The sequence below is a fragment of the Mesorhizobium sp. WSM4842 genome, assembly GCF_055901575.1.
Window position 1 is genome coordinate 4,212,205 of record NZ_CM148372.1, and the last position, 23,629, is coordinate 4,235,833.

The window sequence follows — 23,629 nt, forward strand, 5'->3', positions numbered from 1 at the left end:
AGGCAGATGAGGGGCAGCGCCAGCATAGATCATTGGCCGGATTAGAAATCGAATTTGCGACGCAGCACAACCACCTCACTGGAATTTAACCGCATTGGCGCAGCATTGGCGCCAATGCTAGACATGCCTTGATTCCCAACCCTTTTCATATGGTTGCCATTCCATGAGCCAGAGAACCTGCCTGTCCGTCATACTCGCCGCCGGCGAAGGCACACGCATGAAGAGCGCTGTGCCAAAGGTACTGCACCCGATCGCCGGCCTGCCGATGGTCGCCCATGTCGTCAAGGCTGCGGAAGCCGCAGGCAGCGGTGATCTGGCGCTGGTGATCGGCCATGGCGCGGACGAGATGCGCAAGGCCACGCAAAAGTTCGCGCCGAAGGCGGAGACCTTCGTCCAGGACAAGCGGCTCGGCACGGGGCATGCCGTTTTGGCGGCTCGCGATGCGATATCAAAGGGTTACGATGACGTCCTGGTAATGTTCGGCGATACGCCGCTGATCGATCCGGAGGTGCTGGTTGCTGCACGCCTGAAACTGGCCGAGGGCGCTGCCGTCGTGGTGGTCGGCTTCCGCACATCAAATCCTTCCGGCTATGGCCGCCTGATCGAAAAAGGCGGCAAGCTCATCGCCATCCGCGAGGAAAAGGACTGCACCGACGAGGAGAAGAAAATCACCTTCTGCAATGGCGGGTTGATGGCGATTGCGGGAAAGCATGCGCTGAACCTGCTCGACCAAGTCGGCAACGACAACGCCAAGGGCGAATACTATCTCACCGACATCGTCGAGATCGCCGGCGGGCAAGGCCTTGACGTCATCGCCGCAGAAGCCGGCTTCGAGAATGTGCTCGGCATCAACAACCGTGCCGAACTCGCCGCAGCGGAAGCCATCTGGCAGACGCGTCGGCGGCGCGAGGCCATGCTCTCCGGCGTCACATTGATCGCGCCCGAAACCGTGTTCTTTTCGCACGACACCGAGATCGGCGCCGACACGATCGTCGAACCCAATGTCTGGTTCGGGCCCGGCGTGAAGATCGCGACGGGCGCCAAGATCCATGCCTTCAGCCATATTGAAGGCGCCACCATCGCTTCCGACTGCGATGTCGGTCCGTTCGCCCGGCTGCGCCCCGGCGCCGACCTCAAGCAAAAAGCCAAGGTCGGCAATTTCTGCGAGGTCAAGCAGGCGACGATCGAGGAGGGCGCCAAGGTCAATCACCTGACCTATATCGGCGATGCCCGCGTCGGCGCTGGCGCCAACATCGGCGCTGGAACCATCACCTGCAATTATGACGGCTACTCGAAGTTCTTCACCGACATCGGCGAGGGCGCTTTCGTCGGCTCGAATTCCTCGCTGGTGGCGCCTGTTACAATCGGCAAGGGCGGCTACATCGCTTCGGGCAGCGTGATCACCGAAAGCGTGCCCGACGATGGATTGGCCTTCGGCCGCGCCCGCCAGAGGACGCTGCCCGGCAAGGGCAAGGAATTGCGCGAGCGTTTTGCTTCGGCTGCGGCGGCCCGGAAAAAAGGCTAGCCTGACGGAGCTCCGCAACGAGCTGCATCATGTCTTCGACGGATTTCAGGAACCACCGAGGCGAGATAGGATGCATGCTCGGAGAAACTGAGCGATTGCTGTAACCGGATTGCAAGAGCGCCCTGTCATGGTGCATCTGTGCAAGATCGTTCCGGCTGATACGGGACGAAACGCAATGTGATTTTCGCGGCAGCCCGGCCAACCCTAAATGGCGCCGGGCTTTTATGCCGGAATCGGGGGCAACGTCTATGTGCGGTATCGTCGGAATTGTCAGTCACTCGCCGGTCGCGCCACTGATCGTCGATGCACTGAAAAGGCTCGAATATCGCGGCTATGATTCGGCTGGCGTCGCCACCGTCGAGCACGGCAAGCTTGCGCGCCGGCGCGCCGAGGGCAAGCTGATCAATCTCGAACGCCGGCTGAAGGACGAACCGCTCGACGGCATGATCGGCATCGGCCACACGCGCTGGGCGACGCATGGTGTGCCCAACGAGACCAATGCGCATCCGCATTTTTCCGACGGCGTCGCCATCGTCCATAACGGCATCATCGAGAATTTCGCCGAATTGCGCGACGAGCTGATGCGCGACGGCTACACATTTTCATCGCAGACCGACACTGAGGTCGTCGCACACCTGGTGGGTCGCGAACTGGCCAGGGGCCTGCAGCCGGTCGAGGCCGCGCACCAGGCGCTGAAGCGGCTGGAAGGTGCCTTTGCGCTGGCCATCATGTTCAAGGGCGACGAGGATCTCATCGTCGGCGCGCGTAACGGCCCGCCGCTGGCCGTCGGCCATGGCGATGGCGAGATGTTTTTGGGCTCCGACGCCATCGCGCTTGCCCCCTTCACCAATTCGATCACCTATCTGGAGGATGGCGACTGGGCGGTGGTGCGCCGCAACGACGTCGGCATCTTCGACATGGACGGCAACAAGGTCGACCGCAAGCGCCAGCAGTCGCTCAGCACCAGCTTCATGGTCGACAAGGGCAACCGGCGCCATTTCATGGAGAAGGAAATCCATGAACAGCCCGAGGTGATCTCGCACACGCTGGCGCATTATGTGGATTTTGTTGGCGGCGTCTCAAAGCCGCTCGAGCTGCCGTTCAATTTCGCTGAGATCAATCGGCTGGCGATTTCGGCCTGCGGCACCGCCTATCTGGCCGGCCTGATCAGCAAATACTGGTTCGAGCGCTATGCGCGGCTGCCGGTCGACATCGATGTCGCTTCGGAATTCCGCTACCGCGAGATGCCGCTGTCGAAGACAGACGCCGCCTTCTTCATCTCGCAATCGGGCGAGACCGCCGACACTCTGGCCTCGCTGCGCTATTGCCGGCAGGCCGGGATGAAGATCGGCGCGGTCGTCAATGTCCGCGAATCGACGATGGCGCGCGAGTCCGACGTCATCCTGCCGACGCTGGCCGGGCCGGAGATCGGTGTCGCCTCGACCAAGGCCTTCACCTGTCAATTGTCGGTGCTGGCCTCGCTTGCCGTGCGGGCCGGCGTGGCGCGCGGAACGATTTCGCGCGAGCAGGAAACGACGCTGGTCCGCCAACTGTCGGAAGCGCCCCGCTACGCCAACCAGGTCCTGAAGCTCGACGGCCAGATCGAAAAGGTTGCGCGCGACCTCTCGCACTACAAGAACGTGCTCTATCTCGGCCGCGACACCAATTTCCCGCTGGCCATGGAAGGCGCGCTGAAGCTCAAGGAAATCTCCTATATCCATGCCGAGGGCTATGCCGCCGGCGAACTGAAGCACGGGCCTATCGCGCTGATCGACGAGAACATGCCGGTCATCGTTATTGCCCCGCATGACCGCATCTTTGAAAAGACCGTGTCGAACATGCAGGAAGTGGCTGCGCGCGGCGGCAAGATCATCCTGATCACCGACAGCAAGGGTGCCGCGCACGCCACGGTGAAGACGATGGAGACGATCGTGCTGCCGGACGTGCCGGAAATCATCTCGCCGATCATCTACGCGCTGCCGATCCAGATGCTGGCCTATTTCACCGCGGTGTTCATGGGCACCGACGTCGACCAGCCGCGCAACCTGGCGAAATCGGTGACTGTGGAATAGCCGTGGTTTAAAAATTTCGCAGTTCCAAAGCCGATTGCGGTTCACTAATGTTGTGCCGCAATCAGTGCTGCGGTGAACCATGTCCGATGCTTCCAAGACCTCAGGCATGACCCGGCTGCGGAATTATTTCCTGACAGGTTTTGTTGTCTGCGCGCCGCTGGCGATCACCGCTTACATTGCATGGTCCTTCATCGGCTGGGTCGATTCCTGGGTGAAACCCTATATTCCGGCGCGCTACAACCCCGATAGCTATTTGCCGGCGCCGGTTCCGGGTTTTGGCCTGATCGTCGCCTTGATCCTGATCACCCTGATCGGTTTCCTGACCGCCAATATCGTCGGCCGCGCCATCGTCCTGTTTGGTGAGCGCCTGCTCGGCCGCATGCCGCTGGTGCGCGGCATCTACGGCTCGCTGAAGCAGATCTTCGAGACCGTGCTGTCGAACAAGGGAGACATGTTTCGCCAGGTCGGGCTGGTCGAATACCCGCGCAAGGGCGTCTGGTCGCTGGTCTTCGTCGCCAGCGAGAAGGAAACCGAGATCAACCAGAAGCTCGACCAGGAAGGCAACCCGCTGATCGCGGTGTTCATGCCGTGCACGCCCAACCCGACCACCGGCTTCCTGATGTATGTGCCGAAATCCGATGTCGTGCTGCTCGACATGACGATCGAGGACGGGGCCAAGCTGATCGTCTCGGCCGGGCTGGTGGCACCGGAGGTCAAGACGAAAATGGTGACGTTGAACGGCAAGCCGATCGGCGTGCAGATCGCCAATCCGCCGGTGGGTGCCGGGCCTCAGCCGGCGCGCAAGAGCCGCACCGCCTCGTCGCGGCCGAACAAATAAAGCAGCATGCGAAGGGCGGCGCCGCGTTCGGATTGCAGCTCCGGATCGCGCGACAGGATCAGCCGTGCGTCGTCGCGGGCGGCTTCGAGCAGGTCGGCATGCGCCTCGATGCGCGCCACCTGGAAGCCCGGCGTGCCGGACTGGCGGGTGCCCAGCAGCTCGCCTTCGCCGCGCAGCTTCAGATCCTCCTCGGCGATGCGGAAGCCGTCCTCGGTCTCGCGCATCACCGACAGCCGGCGCGTTGCCGTCTCGCCGAGCGGATCCTTGTAGAGCAGCACGCAGGAGGACGGTTTTTCGCCGCGCCCGACCCGGCCGCGCAACTGGTGCAGCTGGGCGAGGCCGAAGCGCTCGGCATGCTCGATGACCATGATCGTCGCATCCGGCACATCGACGCCGACCTCGATGACCGTGGTGGCGATCAGGATGCGTGTCTCGCCGGCCTTGAAGGCGCGCATCGCCTCGTCCTTGTCGGCGCCCTTCATGCGGCCGTGCACCAGGCCGATCCGGTCGCCGAACAGCTGATACAGCGAGGCAAAACGGTCCTCCGCCGACATCAGCTTGATCTCTTCGGATTCCTCGACCAGCGGACAGATCCAGTAGATCTTCTGGCCGTCGGCGACGGCGTCGCGCATGCGGCCGATCAGCTCGTCGAGCCGTTCGAGCGGCAGGGTGACAGTGCGTATCGGCTGACGACCGGCCGGTTTTTCGGTCAGCTTCGACACATCCATGTCGCCGAAAGCGGTCAGCACCAGCGTGCGCGGGATCGGCGTCGCCGTCATCACCAGCATGTCGGGCGCGTCGCCCTTGGCGGTGATGGCAAGCCGCTGGTGGACGCCAAAACGGTGCTGCTCGTCGATGACGGCGAGGACAAGGTCGTGGAACGTCACCGTTTGCTGGAACAGGGCGTGGGTGCCGACGACGATGTCGATCTCGCCATTGGCCAGACCGGCCAGCGTCTCGGTGCGCTCGCGGCCCTTTTCGCGGCCGGTGAGGATGGCGACGCGCAGGCCGGCTTGTTCGGCCAAAGGTGCAATCGTCGCAAGGTGCTGGCGCGCCAGGATTTCGGTCGGCGCCATCAGGGCCGCCTGGCCGCCGGCCTCGACGGCGCGCGCCATGGCGAGCAGCGCGACAACCGTCTTGCCGGAGCCGACATCACCCTGCAGCAGGCGCAGCATGCGTTCGGGGTCACCGAGATCGGCGTTGATTTCGGCAAGCGCCATTTCCTGCGAGGTGGTCAGCGAATAGGGAAGGGCGGCGCGCAGCCTTTCGACGATGCGGCCGTCGCCGACCAATGGTCGTCCGGACAAGCGGCGGACTTTTGCGCGCACCAGCGCCAGCGACACCTGGCCTGCCAGAAACTCGTCATAGGCGAGACGCCGCCAGGCAGCGCCGTCGATGGACACGTCGATCGGGTCGGCGGGATTGTGGATGCGGGCGAGCGCGTCGCCAAAGGCAGGAAAGGTCCGGCTGCGCAGAAACTCGCCGTCCTGCCATTCCGGCAGCACCGGCAAGCGAGCGAGCGCCTGGCCGATTGCCCGGCGCAGCACTTTTCCCGAGAGCCCGGCGGTGAGCGGATAGACCGGCTCGACCAGCGGCAGGTTTTCCGCCTCACCGGCCAACGCGATGTGGTCGGGATGAACCATAGTCGGGCGGCCGTTGAACCATTCCATGCGCCCGGAGACCACGACATGCTCGCCCTCGGGCATCGCCTTTTCAAGATAGGCGGCATGCGCATGGAAGAAGGTCAGCGCGATCTCGCCGGTGTCGTCATGGGCGTAGACCCGGTACGGCACCGATCTGTTGCCGCGCGGCGGCGGCTGGTGACGGTCGATGCGCAGATCGAGGGTGACGATCGCGCCTTCGGCCGAACCGGCGATACCCGGCCGGTTGCGGCGGTCGATCACCGTGTGAGGCAGCACGAACAGAAGATCGCCGGCACGCGCCGCTCGGTCGCCGAGATCGGCCGGCACGACCTTCTCGATCAGCGCGCCAACCTTCGGCCCGACGCCGGCAAGCGAGGTGATCGGGACAAACAGCGGATCGAGGAGCGAAGGTCTCATTTGTGAGAGACCACGCGATGTCGGCGCTCACCCCCCTCTGGCCTGCCCACTTTGCCATCACTTGGCATCTCCCTCTCAAGCGGGGAGATTGGCAGCTTTGGCCTCGTCGCCCATCTTGCAGCGGTGGAGATTGACGAAACCAGGCGCGACAGCAAATCTCCCCCCTTGAGGGGGAGATGTCCGGCAGGACAGAGGGGGGTGCCTGGGCTGAAGTTGTCAGGAGTGTATGTCACACCGGGATGTTAGACACCCCCCGGACCGTTGCAAGGCTGACACCGCCCTCTATCCACGCTATATGCGCCGCTTCAGGCAAGGATGCTGGTCAATGACGGGAACGAGACGATCAAGCGAGGGGCTCGACGCCCGCCGCCGCAAGCTTCTGTTTCGGTCCTGGCATCGCGGCATGCGCGAAATGGACCTCATTCTCGGCAGTTTCGCAGACGCCGAGATCGGCGCCTTGACCGGCGACGAACTCGACCAATATGAGAGGCTCCTCGATGTTCCCGACACCGAATTCCTGCCCGTGATCACCGGCGAACGCCCGATTCCGGCAAATATCGATTGTGCCGTCCTGCAAAAAATCCTGGCGTCGCGCCAGACGATGACATTCTGAACGACGTGTAATCCATGAGCCTCATTCCCTCGATCGGCCTGCCGAAAGGCCGCGCCGGCCAGTTCATCGTCGACGGTGTCGCCGACGGATACGAAGCCTTTGCGCTGGTGCAGGCGGCGCACGAGATCGCGCCTGACAAGCCGGTGCTGTTCGTGGCGCGCGACGGCCAGCGCCTGCCTTCGATCATCGAGGCGCTTTCATTCGCCGCGCCTGGCCTGCCGGTGCTGGAACTGCCGGCTTGGGACTGTCTGCCTTACGACCGCGTCTCGCCCAGCTCGGATGCTGCCGCACGGCGTCTCGACGCGCTCACAGCGATGATCGCGCTGGCGAAGAAACCACACCGCGCCGTCATCCTCACCACAGCCAATGCGCTGCTGCAGCGCATTCCGCCGGCAAGCCTCGTCGAGGCGCGGACATTTCACGCCAAACCCGGCAACCAGATCGACATGAATGCACTGGTGTCGCGGCTGGAGAAATCAGGCTTCGAACGGGTGCCGACCGTGCGCGGCGTCGGCGAGTTTGCCGTGCGCGGCGGCATTCTGGACCTGTTCGCACCGGGCTGGGCGGAAGCGCTGCGGCTCGATTTCTTCGGCGATACGCTGGAATCGATCCGCGTCTTCGACGCCGCCACGCAGCGCACCACCGGCCAGCGCAAGTCGATGGCGCTGCAGGCGATGAGCGAAGTGGCGCTGACGCCGGAGACCATCAGCCGCTTCCGCCGCAGCTACATCGAAGCCTTTGGCGCACCCTCGCGCGACGATGGGCTCTATGCGGCGGTCAGCGAGGGACGGCGTTTCGCCGGAATGGAACATTGGCTGCCGTTCTTCTACGAGCGGCTGGAGACGGTGTTCGACTATCTGCCCGACACGCCTGTCGTGTTCGACCATCTGGCGCATGAGGCGCTGGCCGAGCGCCATGCGCTGATCCTCGACCATTACGAGGCGCGCAGGAAGCAGGCCGACGGCGCATTGAAGGACGCCGTCCCCTACAAGCCGGTGCCGCCCGACCTGCTTTATTTGTCGCCCGAAAACCTCATCGCCGCGCTTGGCCCGCGCGAAGCGATCGACTTCACGCCGTTCGACGCGCCCGACGCCGGCGCCAAGAAAATCTTCCATGCCGGCTCGCGGCATGGCCGCAGCTTCGTCGAGGAACGCGCCGACCCCAACATCAACGTCTTCGACGTCGTCGTAAAACACATTGCCGATGAGCGGGCCGCCCTCCGCCGCGTCGTCATCGCCGGCTGGACCGAAGGTTCGCTAGACCGGCTCGGCCAGATCCTGGCCGAGCATCACCTCGGCAATCTCAGGCCGGTCGCCACATTGGCCGAGGCCGAAAGGCTCGAACCGGGGCAGGCGGGACTTGCCGTGCTGCCGCTCGAATCCGGCTTCGAGACCGAGAAACTGGTCATCATCGCCGAGCAGGACATTCTGGGCGACCGGCTGATCCGTCGCTCGAAGCGCAAGAAGCGTCCTTCCGACTTCATCGCCGAGGCCTCGGCGTTGTCCTCCGGCGACATCGTCGTCCATACCGATCACGGCATTGGCCGCTTCATCGGACTGCGCACCATCGAGGCGGTCGGCGCGCCGCATGATTGTCTCGAAATCCATTATGCTGGTGACGACCGGCTGTTCCTGCCGGTGGAGAACATCGAACTTCTGTCGCGCTATGGCTCGGATTCGGCAGAAGCGACATTGGACAAGCTTGGCGGCGGCGCCTGGCAGTCGCGCAAGGCGCGGCTGAAGCGGCGGCTGCTCGACATGGCCGGGCAGTTGATCCGCATCGCCGCCGAGCGGCATATGCGCGCCGCTCCTTCGCTGGTGCCGGCGGACGGTCTCTATGGCGAATTCGCCGCGCGGTTTCCCTATGAGGAGACCGACGACCAGCAGACGGCGATCGATTCGGTCATGGGCGACCTGGGCGCCGGAAAGCCGATGGACCGGCTGATCTGCGGTGATGTCGGCTTCGGCAAGACGGAAGTTGCGCTTCGCGCCGCCTTCATCGCGGCGATGGAAGGCTTTCAGGTCGCGGTGGTGGTGCCGACGACGCTGTTGTCACGCCAGCATTTCAAGACTTTTTCGCAGCGCTTCTCCGGCCTGCCGATCCGCGTCGCCCAGGCTTCGCGGCTGGTCGGCGCCAAGGAACTGGCCGAGGCCAAGAAAGGCATCGCCGAAGGCACTGTCGACATTGTCATCGGCACTCACGCGCTGCTCGGCTCGTCGATCTCATTCAAGAACCTTGGCCTGTTGATCATCGACGAGGAACAGCACTTTGGCGTCAAGCACAAGGAACGGCTGAAGGACCTGAAGAGCGACGTGCATGTGCTGACGCTGTCGGCAACGCCGATCCCGCGCACGCTGCAGCTGGCGTTGACCGGCGTGCGCGAACTGTCGCTGATCGCCACGCCGCCGGTCGACCGCCTGGCGGTGCGCACCTTCATCTCGCCCTTCGACCCGCTGGTCATCCGCGAAACCCTGCTCCGGGAACGCTACCGTGGCGGTCATTCCTTCTATGTCGTGCCGCGCATCAGCGATCTGGCGGAAATTCATGATTTCCTTCGCGAATCCGTGCCCGAGCTGAAGGTGGCTGTCGCTCACGGCCAGATGCCGCCCGGCGAGCTGGACGACATCATGAACGCCTTCTACGACGGCCAGTACGACGTGCTCTTGTCGACCACCATTGTCGAATCCGGCCTCGATATCCCGACCGCCAACACGCTGATCGTGCATCGCGCCGACATGTTCGGCCTGTCGCAGCTCTACCAGTTGCGTGGCCGCGTCGGCCGCTCGAAGGTGCGCGCCTATGCGCTGTTCACGCTGCCGGCCAACCGCAAGCTGACCGACACTGCCGAGCGGCGGCTGAAGGTGCTGCAGTCGCTCGATACGCTGGGCGCCGGCTTCCATCTCGCCAGCCACGATCTCGACATCCGCGGCGCCGGCAACCTTCTCGGCGAAGAGCAGTCCGGCCACATCAAGGAGGTCGGCTTCGAGCTTTACCAGCAGATGCTGGAAGAGGCTGTCGCCGAGGTCAAGGATTCCGGCGAGGTGCAGGAAGGCGGCTGGTCGCCGCAGATCGCCGTCGGCACGGCGGTGATGATCCCGGAAAGCTATGTTCCGGACCTGCAGCTGCGGCTGGCGCTCTATCGCCGCCTCGGCGACCTCGAAAACACCGAGGAGATCGACGCCTTCGGCGCCGAGCTGATCGACCGCTTCGGACCGCTGCCGGAGGAAGTGAAGCATCTGCTGAAGATCGTCTTCATCAAGGCGCTCTGCCGCAAGGCCAATGTCGAAAAGCTCGATGCCGGACCAAAGGGCGTCGTCATCCACTTCCGCAAGCGGGAGTTCTCGAACCCCGTCGGACTGGTCACGCTCATTGGCGAGCAGGGCTCGTTGGCCAAGATCCGGCCGGATCACAGCGTCGTTTTTAGCCGCGACTGGTCTACACCCGAAAAGCGGCTGGCGGGTTCCGCAGTTGTCATGACGCAGCTGGCAAGGCTGGCGGAGAAAACGGTCTAGCACGGCGTTGGCCTGAGCGTTTCGCCGCAAACATTCCGCGCTTTTCGTCGCATCACGGCCATTCGCCACACGTCCAAATCCGGTCTAGAATAGGAAATCGGCTTCGTGTATGGAGCCGCAATCCCCATATTTTGGGGGCGAAATGGCGGGCGATGGCACCCGCTGGAAAGAACGTTTGGGTGCAACGATGACGAAATGGTCGCCGAATTCGTGGAGAGCAAAGCCGATCCAGCAGGTTCCTGCCTATCCGGATCTTGCCGCGCTGAAGAACACGGAGGCCCAGCTCACCACCTTTCCGCCGCTGGTTTTTGCAGGTGAGGCACGCAAGCTGAAGAAGCAGCTTGCGACCGTCGCTGCCGGCGACGCATTCCTTCTGCAGGGCGGCGATTGCGCCGAGAGTTTTGCCGAGCATGGCGCGGATAACATCCGCGACTTCTTCCGCGTCTTCCTGCAGATGTCTGTGGTGCTGACCTTCGCCGGCGCGCAGCCGGTGGTGAAGGTCGGTCGTGTCGCCGGCCAGTTCGCCAAGCCGCGCTCGTCCGACAACGAGACCAAGGGCGGCGTGACGCTGCCCAGCTATCGCGGCGACATCATCAACGGCATCGAGTTCGACGCCAAGTCGCGCATTCCCGATCCCGCACGCCAGGAGATGGCCTACCGCCAGTCGGCGGCGACGCTCAACTTGTTACGCGCTTTCGCCCAGGGCGGCTATGCCAGCCTGGAGAACGTGCATCAATGGATGCTGGGCTTCGTGTCGGACAGCCCGCAGGGCGAGAAATACGAGTCGCTCGCCAACCGCATCACCGAGACGATGGACTTCATGAAGGCTGTCGGCATCACCTCGGAGACCAATTACGCGCTGCGCGAGACCGATTTCTACACCAGCCACGAGGCGCTGCTGCTCGGTTACGAGGAGGCGCTGACCCGCGTCGATTCGACCTCAGGCGACTGGTACGCAACCTCCGGCCATATGATCTGGATCGGCGATCGTACCCGCCAGCCCGACCATGCCCATGTCGAGTACTGCCGTGGCATCAAGAACCCGCTGGGCCTGAAATGCGGCCCGTCGCTGACGCCGGACGGCCTGCTGCAGCTCATCGACCTGCTCAATCCGGAAAACGAGCCCGGCCGGCTGACGCTGATCGCGCGCTTCGGCTCCGACAAGGTCGCCGAGCATCTGCCGAAGCTGGTCCGCGCAGTGAAGAAGGAAGGCCGCAGCGTGGTGTGGTCGTCGGATCCCATGCACGGCAACACGATCGAGGCTGCCGGCTATAAGACGCGGCCGTTCGATCGCATCCTGAAGGAAGTGCAGACCTTCTTCGAGGTGCATCGCGCCGAAGGCACGCATCCGGGCGGCATCCATATCGAGATGACCGGCAAGAACGTGACCGAATGCACCGGTGGCGCTCGCGCCATCACCGCCGAGGAGCTGCAGGATCGCTACCACACCCATTGCGACCCGCGCCTCAACGCCGACCAGGCGATCGAACTGGCGTTCCTGGTGTCGGACCTGCTCAAGAAGAGCCACCCGGTTCAGCACAAGCAGGCCGTTAACGGCTGATTTCAGTCACCATCGATCAAGAAGCGTCGGAGACACCCTCGCTTGTTGGCAACTGGTGCGCCTGGCCTGACCACTTTAGGCGATGGAAACGTCAACTGCTTTCGAATGAGGAACCCGGACCACTGGACGACTCATCACCGCCGGGTATCTCCGGGCTATCTACCTTGGCTCTTCTTGAGTGCTCTGATCACTCTATGCCGTGGCTCCATGCGCTCATGAAGAACTCGAACGACAATGACGCCGATCGTATCGTCCGAGAGGCGACCCCTCATATAATAAAGGCAATGCGCAGCACCTCCGCGCCTTCTCGCAGCGATCTCCAGGTGCAGCAGTCGAACACCCGCGGCGAGTTCGCCGCGCTCGATGGAATCTGGTCGATCCGGGGCTTCCGAGACTAGCTGGATACCAAGTTCGATTATGCGGGCATAGGCCCGGACCTGCTGCGGACCGAACATCTGCATCGTATTTCGCAAGATGTCCCGGATATCGCGTTCGGCGGGTTCGGTAAGCCCGTGTCTCATCTCTTGGGCGATTCGAGCATCACCTCGTCGAGAATGTCACTGACGCTTTTCTTCGAGAAGCGTCCTGCGTCGGCGGCTTCCACCCCTATGCTGATTTCGCGCCGGAGGATGGCGAGTTTCTCCGCCTGCTGGGCCTTTTCGTGTCGCAGCAAGCGCAGCGCTTCCCTGACGACTTCACTCGAGGAACCGTACCCGCCTTGGGAGACTTCATGCTCCACGAATTCGACCATGTCGCTTGGAAGGCTTACGTTCATCGTTGCCATGTCGTTTCCTCTGCCTCTGGGCTTCGCCCGGATAAATGAGTGTTTGGCAATCTTTGTCAATGGCATGAAATCTGATTTGGGGACGACAATGCCTCAAGCTTGCATTCCATGCATCTTGCGATAGACTGATTGCGAAATGCAATCAGTTTGCACTTTGATGCGGGGACAGAACGGAGGCGCCGAAGGCCAGGTCGTCTATGCCATGCTGATGTCCTTGGACGGCTACGGAGACATTGCCCTGCCGGTACCCGAAGGGGAGCTGCACCGGCATTTTAGCGACATGATGAGGTAGACTTCGATCGCGCTCTGTGGACGCCGGATGTACGAGGTGATGCGCTTCTGGGACAGTCCGGACTGACAGACCGGTGCCGAAATCGAGCGGGATTTTGCCCGCGCCTGGCGCGAAACCCCGAAGATCGTGTTTTCGACGACGCTTCGGGAAGTCGGACCTAATGCCCGTCTGGCGAACGGCGATGTCGAGAACGTGGTGAAATCTCTCAGGTCGGAAGCGGATAGCCAGATCACCGTCGCTGGCGCCGATCTTGCCGCGCATCTCGCACGATCCGGTCTCATCGACGAGTACAGGCTCTACATGCACCCGGTCGTGCTGGGCGGCGGCAAGCCGTACTTCCAGTCCGGCGTGTCGCTGACCTTGAGGCCGCTTGGTAAGGAAAGCCTTACCCATGGCTACGCACCCGCCGGTTGAGGCGTGGCTCGACGTGGTTTTGCGAGTGGTGACAATCCGACAATCGGCCGGTTTCGACCCTGTGCAGGAACGTCAAGCATCGTCCGCTTCACGGCCGATCAGTTCGATGAATGCATCGAAATCAGGAACAACTTGCTCAGCAGTTTCGGGTCCAGCAACCATGTCGATCAAGACCACCCGCCACGGCGCATTCTTCCGTATGTCAAAGGCTAAGAATTCTCCGCCTCCGTTACCTCCAAAGATAACAAATCCTACCAGATCGTCTCTGCCATAATTTCGCGTACGAATCCCTTCCATGACCTCAGCGGCGGTATCGAGGCACAGGTTATAAGGATTAACAGGCAGCGGCCCTTCTCCGCCGTCAGTGAACGTCAAGAGACGGTAGTACGCATCCGGCAGTTCAACTGGCGAGACTTGCTTCAGTTCAGCGAGCGCTTCAGCGGAGGCCCCCGGCACGCCAAACCATTCGCGACCGTCAAGCATGAATCAGACCCAACACATGTTCATCTGAAGCAGAGTAGCTTGAACAGTCGACCGCTTTCTACCCCAAGCGGTAGTTTAGCGTGCACCAAGCGTCTGATTTTCATCACTAGTATCTGCTCGGCGCCCGCGTTCCCAGTGCAGTCCGTTTCGCCGGGGATCGGCGGCAAACGCCGTCCTGGAAAACTCGATCCGCTTTTGCGGGAACTCACAGATCGCCTGTACGCCGGAGGCGCCCAGCCGGATGCGCCAGGTGTGGGGTTCCAGCGGTTTCGGCTTGGCAAAGGCGCTACATGCCAGCAGCACCACATTGGCGCCTTTCGGGTCGCGCACGGAGCGATAGCGGATCGCCTCCATCCCGGCTTCGCGCGCGACATCGGCAATATTTTGGCAGGCCGCATAGTCGGTCGGGTGCGTCCACGCCGCCGCGTCGCGGTCGAGCGGCGGCCGCGTCAGGTCGATCACCTTTGTGCTGCGTATCGCGGCGGCGAAGGCTGTGTATTCAGCGGCGTCGTGCGGCCACGGCGTATCAGGCGATTCCGCGAAGAACAGCAGGCGGTAAAAAGCCATCTCGGAGACGGCGGTCATCATGGTCTCCGCCGCATAGTAGACGCCCTTGGTCCTGCCGGCGCGGCGGAAGCGCGAACCGTGCGGGTAGACCGAGCCGTGGCGGAAGGGCGTTGCCAAGAGATAATGCAGATGCCGGCATTCCAAGGGGATTTGCGGCTTGGTTTCCTCGATCAGGTCTTCGAGGAGGGCCTGTTCGTCGAGCGTATCGACGATCTTCAATGTCGAGACGCGGTGCTGCGCCTCGACCATGCGCCAGTATTTGCCGTCGAGCCAGTACTTGCCCTCGAGCTTGGACTTGCCATCGAGTTTGGCGGCTTCAGACGAGAGCGCGTCGGGAGTCCAGATAGGCGATGACATCGACAAGCCCTGATATCGTCACGATTTTTTCGAGCGGGGTGCCGTCGAAGGCCGTATTGGCATTCTTCAGCCATGCCCGGGCGACGGTCTCGTCGCCGCCGACAATGGCGTCGAGCGAGCGGAACAGCCGGACGAACAGCACGGCAAGCTCGAATGGCTTGGTTCCACGCTCCAGCAGGAATTCCTGCCTGCGCATGCGCGAAACCGTGGCTTCCGAGACCCCGATGATGGAGGCCAGCATCCTGGCGGTAATGTCCAGCAGATCAGCGGCGCGCAGCGTGGCCCTGGTCAGGACTGCATTTTCGGCCGTGTTGGCGGCGAGATGGGGCTGCATTGTAAGCGCCTCTCCTTTCTGGTGAAAATATATGCCATGAAAATTCATATGGAAAGATGCATGCTGGCTTTAAACAATTTGGCGGGCCGTCGCGAGGCTGCTCGCGCGGCCCGCCGCTTTGTACAAACCGTGCTGTGCGTGACACGCCCGCCGAGTGTCGCATTTGCTGGGACATAGCCGCTGCAAAACTGGAATCCTGGCAAGCACGCCGATGCCATAAACGGCGATTTCAGGGTGGCGACTGAGTTGGGAGGCAAGATGGACGACGCTCATACCGGATCATGCCTGTGCGGGGCTGTGCGGTTCAGGACGCGCGGGCTGTTGCGCGGCGTGATCTATTGTCACTGCTCGCAGTGCCGGAAGCAAAGTGGTCACTTCTACGCTGCAACCAATGTTGCCAACGCAGACATCACAATAGCGGGCGCGGAAAGCATCACCTGGTACGAAGCATCTTCGATTGCCAGGCGCGGTTTCTGTAAGACATGCGGCTCGCTGCTGTTCTGGAAGCCGCAGGATAATGAATATGTCTCGGTTTTGGCCGGACTGTTCGACAAGCCCACCGGACTTCAGGGCCAATGCCACATCTTCGTCGGCGACAAGGGCGACTACTACACGATCGACGATGGACTGCCGCAGTTCGAGAAGTCGACGCCGTCGATCAAGGTCGCGGATGAGTGACTAGGTCGCCGGCGAATGATTTTTGCAGAGATCGCCTTATTCCCTTGATCCGGCCATTGCGCTATCCCCTGCCGGTGGTTCGGAAAGGTTTGGCATGCAGCGGCTGATCGATGCTTTCTTCAATTCAGTGCGGGCATTTCGCAAATTGGCTTCCAGCGAGAAAGCCTTCCAGCAGGAGTTGATGCTGCTCGTGCTTGCCTTGCCGCTCGGCTGGTTTGTTTCGGTGTCGTGGCGCGGCTATGCCCTGCTGATCGGCGCGGTGCTGCTGCTGATCATGGTCGAAGTGCTGAACACCGGCATCGAGGCCGCATGCGATGCGTTCAGCCGGGAGTTCAACGTCGATATCCAGCTCGCCAAGGACTGTGGTTCGCTGGCGGTGCTGATTTCGGTGGTGATCGTTGCCGGCGTCTGGGGCATCGCCATCATCGAGCGAATCATGGGGCTACCGATCTAGCGCTCCTGATACTACATGGCGGTTACCAAAGGAGACTGTCGTGTCGGAAGCCATCGATTTTTTGCTGCTCGAACGCGCAGGCTTGCCGGACGAATTGCGCTGGCTTGCCGAGAAATACCCGCGCGAGATCTGGCAGGCGCATTCCAATATCCATGGCATGGCCAACATGTGGCTGCAGCGGCACGACATGTTCCGCGAGCTCGGCGGCTTGCTGACCAACGGCATCGGCGACTATCGCGAGGGCAGGCTGACGGCGCCGGAGTTCGCGCGCTGGTTCGCGCCGCGCCTCAATCATTTTCTCGGTCATCTCGACGGCCACCACAATGTCGAGGACAATCATTATTTCCCGGTCTTCGCCAAGGCGGAGACCCGGCTGAAACGCGGCTTCGAGATTCTCGATGCCGATCATCACACAATCCATGAAGGGCTGGAGCGCAATGCCGAGGCGGCGAACGCTTTCATCCGCACGCTTCAGGAGAGCGAGGACAAGCAGCGCTTTGCCGCCGATGCCTATGCCGACGAGAACAGCCGGCTGATCGCCATGCTGACCCGGCACCTTGCCGATGAGGAAGACCTGATCATCCCGCTGATCCTCGACCGTGGCGACCGGGCGCTCGGCATCGACTGATCCTCACCTCTCCTTGCTACGCTCCTTTTTGGCGATGGTGTGAGCGATGAACCAGGCAAGGACGGCCACGCCCAACCCAATCGCCAGGGCGATCAGCAATCGCTCGTGACGGGCCAACGCCTGGCCGACGATGCGCTCCGCGCCCAGTCCGAACACATAGCCGATGGTGGTGAACAATCCGGCCCAGACCATGGATGAAATGACGTTGAGAATGACAAAGCGCGTCACGGCAATGCCGGACAGTCCGGCCGCGATGCCGCCGACAAGGCGCAGGCCATAAATGAAGCGGTTTGACAGCACGAAAATGTCGGGATGGGTGGAGACAAGACGATAGGCGTGGCTGAAACCCGGCCGGCCCTTCAGTTTGACCACGAATGGATGGTCGGCGAAGCTTCGTCCGAGGATAAAGAAAAAGGTATCGCCGACAAAGGCGCCAATGGCCGATGCGAGAAAGGCCTGCCACAGGACGAAGACATGCTGATGCGCGAAAAACCCGCCGAGGAGGGCCGCACTTTCGCCCTCGGCGACACAGCCCAGAAAGACGGCAATCAGTCCATATTGTTCGATGAGATGGTGGATGGCATCCGTCATGAACGCGTCCGCTGCTTCGACAGAATCTCGTCGATCCGCTTCACCTGTTCGGCCAACTGCGCGATCTCGTCGCGCATGCCAACGATCTGGCTGTGGCGCAATTCGTCCAGCTTCTCATGCAGCGCCATGATCTCGATCTCGGCCTTCAGATTGACCTCGTAGTCGTGGGCGGCGTCGATGCGGTCACGCTCCGCCTGGCGGTTCTGCGCCATCATGATCACCGGCGCCTGCAGCGCAGCGATCATGGAGAGGATGAGGTTGAGGAAAATGAAGGGATAGGGATCGAAGGCATCGCGCGACAGGAGCCAGACATTGCCTGACGTCCACAGGATCAGGAAGGCGATGAAGGCCAGGATGAAGGACCAGGAACCGCCGATCCGGGCGATGGTGTCGGCGAGGCGGTCGCCAAACGTCTGATGAAAAGCGACGGCCTTGTTGGTGTCCTTCGAGATCGTGGTGCGTTCGAGCGTTGATTGCAGCACCCGGTTTTCGAGCGCGCTGAGACCATCCGGCTTTCGCTTTAGCCAGCGGTTTGCCAGATCTTCGATCGTCTTGTTCATTGTCGCCTCCGTCGTCAGCGATAGACCTAAAGGCTGCCGGTTCGCGCGGGAAGTGGTAGATTGACGCGATAAGGTGAGGAAACAATGTTGGATTTTCAGAAAATCCGCGCCCGCGCGGCCAAACGCAAGGGCGGGGAAGCGGCGCTGGCGTCGCTGCTGGGGCCTATGCCAGACAATGCCGCGGTGGCAAAGATTACCGACGACCGCATCCTCTCGACCATGGCCGAGCGTGTTTTCGCTGCTGGTTTCGTCTGGCGGGTCATCGAGCAGAAATGGCCTGGTTTCGAAGAAGCGTTCCTCGGCTTCGAGCCGAAACGGCTGTTGTTCCAGCCAGACGATTTTTGGCACGAGCTGACAGCCGACAAGCGCATCGTGCGCAATCCGCAAAAGATCAAATCCGTCCGCGACAACGCGGCCTTCGTCGAGCGGGTATCGAAGGAGCATGACGGCTTCGGCAAGTTCCTCGCCGACTGGCCTGAAGACGACCAGGTTGGGCTGATGGCCTATCTCGCCAAGCATGGCAGCCGGCTCGGCGGCAATACCGGCCAGTATTTTCTGAGGTGGCTGGAGTGGGACGCCTTCATCGTCTCGGCCGACATGGCGGCCGCACTTCGCGACGCCGGCCTGGACATCGCCGAAAGCCCGACCTCGAAGCGGGATCTCGACAAGATCCAGAACCAGATCAATGCCTGGGCGGCGGAAACCGGCCTGCCGCGCCGGCATATTTCGCGCATTCTGGCGATGTCGATCGGCGAGAACCATTCGCCGGAAGCGTTGCGCGAATATATGGGCGAATAGGACACGATCGACATGTCAATCGGTTCGACACGATCGACATTCGTCGATCGGTCAGTGGTGCAAATGAACGCCATTGCCCGGCGAATTTTGCCGCGCTAAGTCAGCAGGCATGACCGACAACACCGCTTCCGACATATTGCGCATCGCCGTCGCCCAGCTCAATCCGACGGTTGGCGACGTCGCCGGCAATCTCGCCAAGGCCCGCGAGGCGAGGGCGGATGCCGCCCGCCAGGGCGCCGACCTCGTGCTGTTCACCGAGCTTTTCCTCGCCGGCTATCCGCCCGAGGATCTTGTGCTGAAGCCAGCGTTCCTGAAGGCCTGCGATCGGGCGGCGCAGGATTTCGCTGGCGATACCGCCGATGGCGGGCCGGGTGTCATTATCGGCACGCCGCTGAAGCGCAAGAGCGGCACGCACAATTCGATCATCTTTGCCGATGGCGGCAAGATCCTTGCCGAGCGCTACAAGCTCGATCTGCCGAACTACGGCGAATTCGACGAGAAGCGCGTCTTCCAGGCTGGTCCTGAAATGCAGGGACCGGTCAATTTCCGCGGCGTGCGCCTGGGAATTCCGATCTGCGAAGACATTTGGGGCGATGTCGGCATCTGCGAGACGCTGGCCGAAAGCGGCGCTGAAATCCTGCTGGTGCCGAACGGCTCGCCCTACTATCGCGGCAAGGTCGACGTTCGCCACCAGATCGTCATTCGCCAGGTCATCGAATGCGGATTGCCGATCATCTACGCTAATCAGCTTGGCGGCCAGGATGAGCTGATCTTCGACGGTGCGTCGTTTGCCATAGGTTCCGACAAGACGCTGGCCTTCCAGATGAGCCAGTTCGAGGAGACGGTCAACGTCAGCACCTGGAAGCGCAACCGCGCCGCCGCAGGCGCGCAAAATAGAAACAATGCCGCCGCAGGCGCGCAAAGTGGAAATAATTCCGAGGGCTGGGTCTGCTCCGAAGGGCCGATGTCGAAAATACCGGAAAAGGAGGAGGCCGATTATCGCGCCTGCATGCTGGGCCTGCGCGACTACGTCAACAAGAACGGCTTTAGGAATGTCGTGCTTGGCCTTTCCGGCGGCATCGATTCGGCGATCTGCGCAGCACTTGCCGTCGATGCGCTCGGCGAGCAACGGCTGCGCGCCGTGATGATGCCTTACCGTTACACCTCGAAGGACTCGCTCAAAGACGCCGAGGATTGCGCCCGTGCGCTCGGCTGCCGCTATGACATCGTGCCGATCTTCGAACCGGTCGAGGGATTCCTGCATACGCTGACGCAGCTTTTCGAGGGCACCAAGGAAGGCATCACCGAAGAAAACCTGCAGAGCCGCGCGCGCGGCACCATTTTGATGGCGATCTCCAACAAATTCGGCTCGATGGTGGTCACCACCGGCAACAAGAGCGAAATGTCGGTTGGCTACGCCACGCTCTACGGCGACATGAATGGCGGTTTCAACCCGATCAAGGACCTCTACAAGATGCAGGTCTATGCGCTGGCGCGCTGGCGCAATACGCACGTGCCGGCGGGCGCACTGGGTCCATCCGGCGAAGTGATCCCGAACAACATCATCGACAAGGCGCCGTCGGCGGAACTGCGCGAGAACCAGACGGATCAGGATTCGCTGCCGCCCTATCCGGTGCTGGACGACATATTGGAGTGTCTGGTCGAGAACGAGATGGGTGTCGACGAGATCGTGGCCCGCGGCCACGACCGGGCGACGGTGACGCGCGTCGAACACCTGCTCTACATCGCCGAATACAAGCGCCGGCAGGCAGCGCCCGGCGTGAAGATCACCAAAAAGAATTTCGGCCGCGACCGCCGTTATCCCATCACCAACCGGTTCAGGGATGGCGGATAGGCGCCGTTTTTGGCTCCTGTGAAGTGGTTGCGTCCGCACGAGTGGCACAGTCAGCTTGACCGCATTCCGGCCGCCTGACCGAGGAAATCGTACAACCCGCGATTGTTGCAAAATCGCCTCACAGTTGGACCAGATGCGCTTTTCGGCAACTTGCTGGCTTGGCGACACGTTGACGCATCTCTATAAACGCCTTTCCGCGATCCCTATGCATCGGCCCGAAAATCGGAACCGATTTTCGGAAAGCACGATGCGCAGGTTCAATTTGTTAGAGCGTACTTTGTGCGTCCAAATCGACGCACGTCGCTCTAATGGGAGGACCGAATGGCAGGATTTGACATCGTTATGCGAGGCCGCGAAGCCTAGGTCTCAGAGGGCGCGCCGGAAGGTTTTCACCTTCATGGGCAAGCCCACCTGACAACAGGCCTTCGTCGATGCCGGTCGCCGCCCGTATTCGGGCGAGCCGCCAAATATGCCGAACCTCCGCATTCCCGGGCGCTAATTCGCCCAACGCGGTTTTTTCAATTTTCGACCTTACCGGGGCCGGGCTCGCTTGCGCCCGAATGACATCATGGCTCGTTTTCAGATAGATTTGCGCGCCGGCGCCTTTCGCAGCGTCCTTGGCTTCACGCTCAGCCATTGGCGGCGCCAGCCGTGGCGGCTTTCGCTCATCATGGGCACGTTCCTGCTGTCGACCTTGGCCGACGTGCTGACGCCGCTCTATTCCGGCCGGCTGGTCGACGCCGTCGCCAGCAGTGCTGCAGCCGACGATGTCGCGTGGAATGCGGCGACGGCAGCGTTTTCGATGCTGGTGACGCTGGCGCTCACCGGCGTCGTGCTGCGCAACCTCGCCTTCATGGCTATCGTCGAACTGACCCTGAAGATGATGGCGGATATCGCCGCCGACGCGTTCCATCGCGTCCAACGCTTCTCCACCGACTGGCACGCCAACAGCTTCGCCGGATCGACCGTGCGCAAGATAACCCGCGGCATGTGGGCGCTCGACCTGCTCAACGACACGATCCTGATCGCGCTGCTGCCGTCCGTCGTCATGCTCGTCGGTTCGACGCTGCTGCTCGGCTGGTTCTGGCCGCTGATGGGTGCTGTCGTCGCCGCAGGTTCGGTGCTGTTCATCGCGGTGACGGCGCTGCTGTCGCTTGGCTATGTCGCGCCTGCCGCAAGGCTTGCCAACGCATGGGACACGCGCCTGGGCGGCTCGCTGGCCGATGCGGTGAGCTGCAACGCCGTGGTCAAGGGTTTTGGCGCCGAGGAACGCGAGGAAACGCGCCTCGCCAAGGTCGTCGCCAGATGGCGCGCCCGCACGCGCCGCACTTGGGTGCGTGGCACCGTCAACGGCACCACGCAAGGGTCGATGCTGCTGCTTCTGAGAACAGCGGTGATAGGATTCTCCCTGCTTTTGTGGTCGTGGGGGCAGGCGAGCGCCGGCGATGTCACCTTCGTGCTGACCTCGTTCTTCGTGCTGCAAGGCTATTTGCGCGATATCGGCACGCATATCCGCAATTTGCAGCGCTCGATCAACGACATGGAGGAACTGGTCGACTTCCAGTTCGAGCGCCTCGGCATCGAGGATGTGCCCGGCGCCAGGCCGATCCGCATCACCGACGGCCGCGTCAGCTTCGAAAAAGTCACCTTCCATTATGGCAGCCACCGACTGCCGCTCTATCGCGACTTTTCGGTGGACATCGCGCCGGGCGAGCGCGTCGGGCTGGTCGGCCATTCGGGCTCGGGCAAGACGACCTTCGTCAAGCTGATCCAGCGCCTTTACGACGTGAACGCGGGAACGATCCTGATCGACGGTCAGGATATTTCCGGGGTGGCGCAGGCGTCGCTGCGCGGGCAGATCGCCATCGTCCAGCAGGAGCCGATCCTGTTCCACCGGTCGCTGGCCGAAAACATCGCCTATGCCCGGCCGAGCGCCACGCAAGCCGAAATCGAGCACGCCGCACGGCTGGCAAGCGCGCACGACTTCATCGTCGATCTGCCGAAAGGCTATGGCACGCTGGTCGGCGAGCGCGGCGTGAAACTGTCGGGCGGCGAGCGCCAGCGCGTGGCGATCGCGCGGGCCTTCCTCGCCGATGCGCGGATCCTCATTCTGGACGAGGCGACGTCGAGCCTCGATTCAGAATCGGAGGTGTTGATCCAGCAGGCGATGGAGCGGTTGATGGTCGGCCGCACGACGCTGGTCATCGCGCACCGGCTTTCGACGGTACGGGCGCTGGACAGGCTTCTAGTGTTCGATCGCGGCCGCATCGTCGAGGAGGGTTCGCATGACCAACTAATCCGGCTGCAGGGCGGCATCTACCGCCGGCTGTTCGAGCGCCAGGCGCTCGAATTGACCAAGGGGCTGGCGATCTGACGGCCTACAGCGCCGCGCGTCCATTAGAGCGACGTGCGTCCACTTGGACGCACAAAGTACGCTCTAACATTTTGAATCTGCGCATCGTGCTTTCCGAAAATCGGTTCCGATTTTCGGGCCGATGCGCTAGAGCGACGTGTGTCCACTTGGACGCACAACGTACGCTCTAACACTTTGAAGCTGCGCATCGTGCTTTCCGAAAATCGGTTCCGATTTTCGGGCCGATGCGGTAGGACGCGCGGCGCTGCCGCCTTTTCATCGCCTTCGTCATGTTCTATG

General features: G+C 62.1%; 21 protein-coding genes. 13 read left to right on the plus strand and 8 right to left on the minus strand.

All coding sequences use genetic code 11. From position 1 onward, the window contains the following. Positions 1–163: 163 nt before the first annotated feature. The 3 genes from glmU to AC0NIE_RS20400 all read left to right on the plus strand — a co-directional run bounded on the left by glmU (position 164) and on the right by AC0NIE_RS20400 (position 4,435). A complete protein-coding gene (gene glmU, locus AC0NIE_RS20390) occupies positions 164–1,525 on the plus strand; it encodes a bifunctional UDP-N-acetylglucosamine diphosphorylase/glucosamine-1-phosphate N-acetyltransferase GlmU (protein WP_473487274.1) in 1,362 nt (453 codons plus the stop codon). A gap of 248 nt (positions 1,526–1,773) precedes the next feature. Continuing rightward, the gene (gene glmS / locus AC0NIE_RS20395) at positions 1,774–3,597 is read left to right on the plus strand and encodes a glutamine--fructose-6-phosphate transaminase (isomerizing) (RefSeq protein WP_473487275.1); all 1,824 of its coding nucleotides are present in this window, start codon (positions 1,774–1,776) and stop codon (positions 3,595–3,597) included. A gap of 79 nt (positions 3,598–3,676) precedes the next feature. Beyond that, positions 3,677–4,435 carry a DUF502 domain-containing protein gene (locus tag AC0NIE_RS20400; RefSeq protein WP_473487276.1) on the plus strand — a complete coding sequence of 253 codons (759 nt, stop codon included), beginning with the start codon at positions 3,677–3,679 and terminating at the stop codon, positions 4,433–4,435. On the opposite strand, the gene recG is transcribed toward AC0NIE_RS20400, so the two are convergent. Beyond that, a complete protein-coding gene (gene recG / locus AC0NIE_RS20405; protein WP_473487277.1) occupies positions 4,387–6,495 on the minus strand; it encodes an ATP-dependent DNA helicase RecG in 2,109 nt (702 codons plus the stop codon). The genes AC0NIE_RS20400 and recG overlap by 49 nt on opposite strands. Before the next feature lie 325 nt (positions 6,496–6,820). Here recG and AC0NIE_RS20410 point away from each other — a divergent pair, with 325 nt between their 5' ends. The 3 genes from AC0NIE_RS20410 to AC0NIE_RS20420 all read left to right on the plus strand — a co-directional run bounded on the left by AC0NIE_RS20410 (position 6,821) and on the right by AC0NIE_RS20420 (position 12,181). Beyond that, positions 6,821–7,108, plus strand: a complete 288-nt coding sequence (locus AC0NIE_RS20410; RefSeq protein ID WP_123145930.1) for an FAD assembly factor SdhE — start codon at positions 6,821–6,823, stop codon at positions 7,106–7,108. Between the two features lie 14 nt (positions 7,109–7,122). After that, complete coding sequence (gene mfd, locus AC0NIE_RS20415; protein WP_473487278.1) at positions 7,123–10,620, plus strand: transcription-repair coupling factor; 3,498 nt, start codon at positions 7,123–7,125, stop codon at positions 10,618–10,620. A gap of 187 nt (positions 10,621–10,807) precedes the next feature. Next, positions 10,808–12,181, plus strand: a complete 1,374-nt coding sequence (locus tag AC0NIE_RS20420; protein ID WP_192359343.1) for a class II 3-deoxy-7-phosphoheptulonate synthase — start codon at positions 10,808–10,810, stop codon at positions 12,179–12,181. A 155-nt stretch (positions 12,182–12,336) separates the two neighbouring features. On the opposite strand, the gene AC0NIE_RS20425 is transcribed toward AC0NIE_RS20420, so the two are convergent. Both AC0NIE_RS20425 and AC0NIE_RS20430 read right to left on the minus strand, forming a co-directional pair. Then, positions 12,337–12,702 carry a type II toxin-antitoxin system RelE/ParE family toxin gene (locus tag AC0NIE_RS20425; RefSeq protein WP_473487279.1) on the minus strand — a complete coding sequence of 122 codons (366 nt, stop codon included), beginning with the start codon at positions 12,700–12,702 and terminating at the stop codon, positions 12,337–12,339. Next, positions 12,699–12,965, minus strand: coding sequence for a type II toxin-antitoxin system ParD family antitoxin (locus AC0NIE_RS20430; RefSeq protein WP_473487280.1), 267 nt, complete (start codon positions 12,963–12,965; stop codon positions 12,699–12,701). The genes AC0NIE_RS20425 and AC0NIE_RS20430 overlap by 4 nt, the downstream gene beginning before the upstream one ends. Positions 12,966–13,338: 373 nt before the next feature. On the opposite strand from AC0NIE_RS20430, the gene AC0NIE_RS20435 reads away from it, so the two are divergent. Continuing rightward, positions 13,339–13,671 (plus strand): dihydrofolate reductase family protein, encoded by a 333-nt coding sequence (locus AC0NIE_RS20435; RefSeq protein WP_473487303.1) that lies wholly within the window; start codon positions 13,339–13,341, stop codon positions 13,669–13,671. Between the two features lie 72 nt (positions 13,672–13,743). On the opposite strand, the gene AC0NIE_RS20440 is transcribed toward AC0NIE_RS20435, so the two are convergent. The 3 genes from AC0NIE_RS20440 to AC0NIE_RS20450 form a co-directional block, all read right to left on the minus strand. Then, the gene (locus AC0NIE_RS20440; protein WP_473487281.1) at positions 13,744–14,154 is read right to left on the minus strand and encodes an SMI1/KNR4 family protein; all 411 of its coding nucleotides are present in this window, start codon (positions 14,152–14,154) and stop codon (positions 13,744–13,746) included. Between the two features lie 75 nt (positions 14,155–14,229). Beyond that, positions 14,230–15,078 carry an RES family NAD+ phosphorylase gene (locus AC0NIE_RS20445; protein ID WP_473487282.1) on the minus strand — a complete coding sequence of 283 codons (849 nt, stop codon included), beginning with the start codon at positions 15,076–15,078 and terminating at the stop codon, positions 14,230–14,232. Beyond that, entirely contained in the window at positions 15,038–15,412 is a 375-nt protein-coding gene (locus AC0NIE_RS20450) for an antitoxin Xre/MbcA/ParS toxin-binding domain-containing protein (protein ID WP_473487283.1), read from the minus strand. The genes AC0NIE_RS20445 and AC0NIE_RS20450 overlap by 41 nt, the downstream gene beginning before the upstream one ends. A 258-nt stretch (positions 15,413–15,670) precedes the next feature. Here AC0NIE_RS20450 and AC0NIE_RS20455 point away from each other — a divergent pair, with 258 nt between their 5' ends. The 3 genes from AC0NIE_RS20455 to AC0NIE_RS20465 all read left to right on the plus strand — a co-directional run bounded on the left by AC0NIE_RS20455 (position 15,671) and on the right by AC0NIE_RS20465 (position 17,172). After that, entirely contained in the window at positions 15,671–16,090 is a 420-nt protein-coding gene (locus tag AC0NIE_RS20455) for a GFA family protein (protein WP_473487284.1), read from the plus strand. A 94-nt stretch (positions 16,091–16,184) separates the two neighbouring features. Beyond that, positions 16,185–16,544: a diacylglycerol kinase gene (locus AC0NIE_RS20460; RefSeq protein ID WP_027155134.1), complete on the plus strand. Its 360-nt coding sequence runs from the start codon at positions 16,185–16,187 to the stop codon at positions 16,542–16,544. Positions 16,545–16,584: 40 nt separating this feature from the next. Further along, complete coding sequence (locus tag AC0NIE_RS20465; RefSeq protein WP_473487285.1) at positions 16,585–17,172, plus strand: hemerythrin domain-containing protein; 588 nt, start codon at positions 16,585–16,587, stop codon at positions 17,170–17,172. A gap of 3 nt (positions 17,173–17,175) precedes the next feature. On the opposite strand, the gene AC0NIE_RS20470 is transcribed toward AC0NIE_RS20465, so the two are convergent. Further along, a complete protein-coding gene (locus AC0NIE_RS20470; protein WP_473487286.1) occupies positions 17,176–17,763 on the minus strand; it encodes a DedA family protein in 588 nt (195 codons plus the stop codon). Then, entirely contained in the window at positions 17,760–18,323 is a 564-nt protein-coding gene (locus tag AC0NIE_RS20475; protein ID WP_473487287.1) for a DUF1003 domain-containing protein, read from the minus strand. Before AC0NIE_RS20475 ends, AC0NIE_RS20470 begins: the two co-directional genes overlap by 4 nt. A gap of 84 nt (positions 18,324–18,407) precedes the next feature. Here AC0NIE_RS20475 and AC0NIE_RS20480 point away from each other — a divergent pair, with 84 nt between their 5' ends. From AC0NIE_RS20480 to AC0NIE_RS20490, 3 genes are all read left to right on the plus strand, one after another. Then, positions 18,408–19,121, plus strand: a complete 714-nt coding sequence (locus tag AC0NIE_RS20480) for a DNA-3-methyladenine glycosylase I (RefSeq protein ID WP_473487288.1) — start codon at positions 18,408–18,410, stop codon at positions 19,119–19,121. A 109-nt stretch (positions 19,122–19,230) separates the two neighbouring features. Beyond that, positions 19,231–20,976 (plus strand): NAD+ synthase, encoded by a 1,746-nt coding sequence (locus AC0NIE_RS20485; protein WP_473487289.1) that lies wholly within the window; start codon positions 19,231–19,233, stop codon positions 20,974–20,976. Between the two features lie 568 nt (positions 20,977–21,544). Then, a complete protein-coding gene (locus AC0NIE_RS20490; protein ID WP_473487290.1) occupies positions 21,545–23,350 on the plus strand; it encodes an ABC transporter ATP-binding protein in 1,806 nt (601 codons plus the stop codon). Positions 23,351–23,629: the final 279 nt, after the last annotated feature.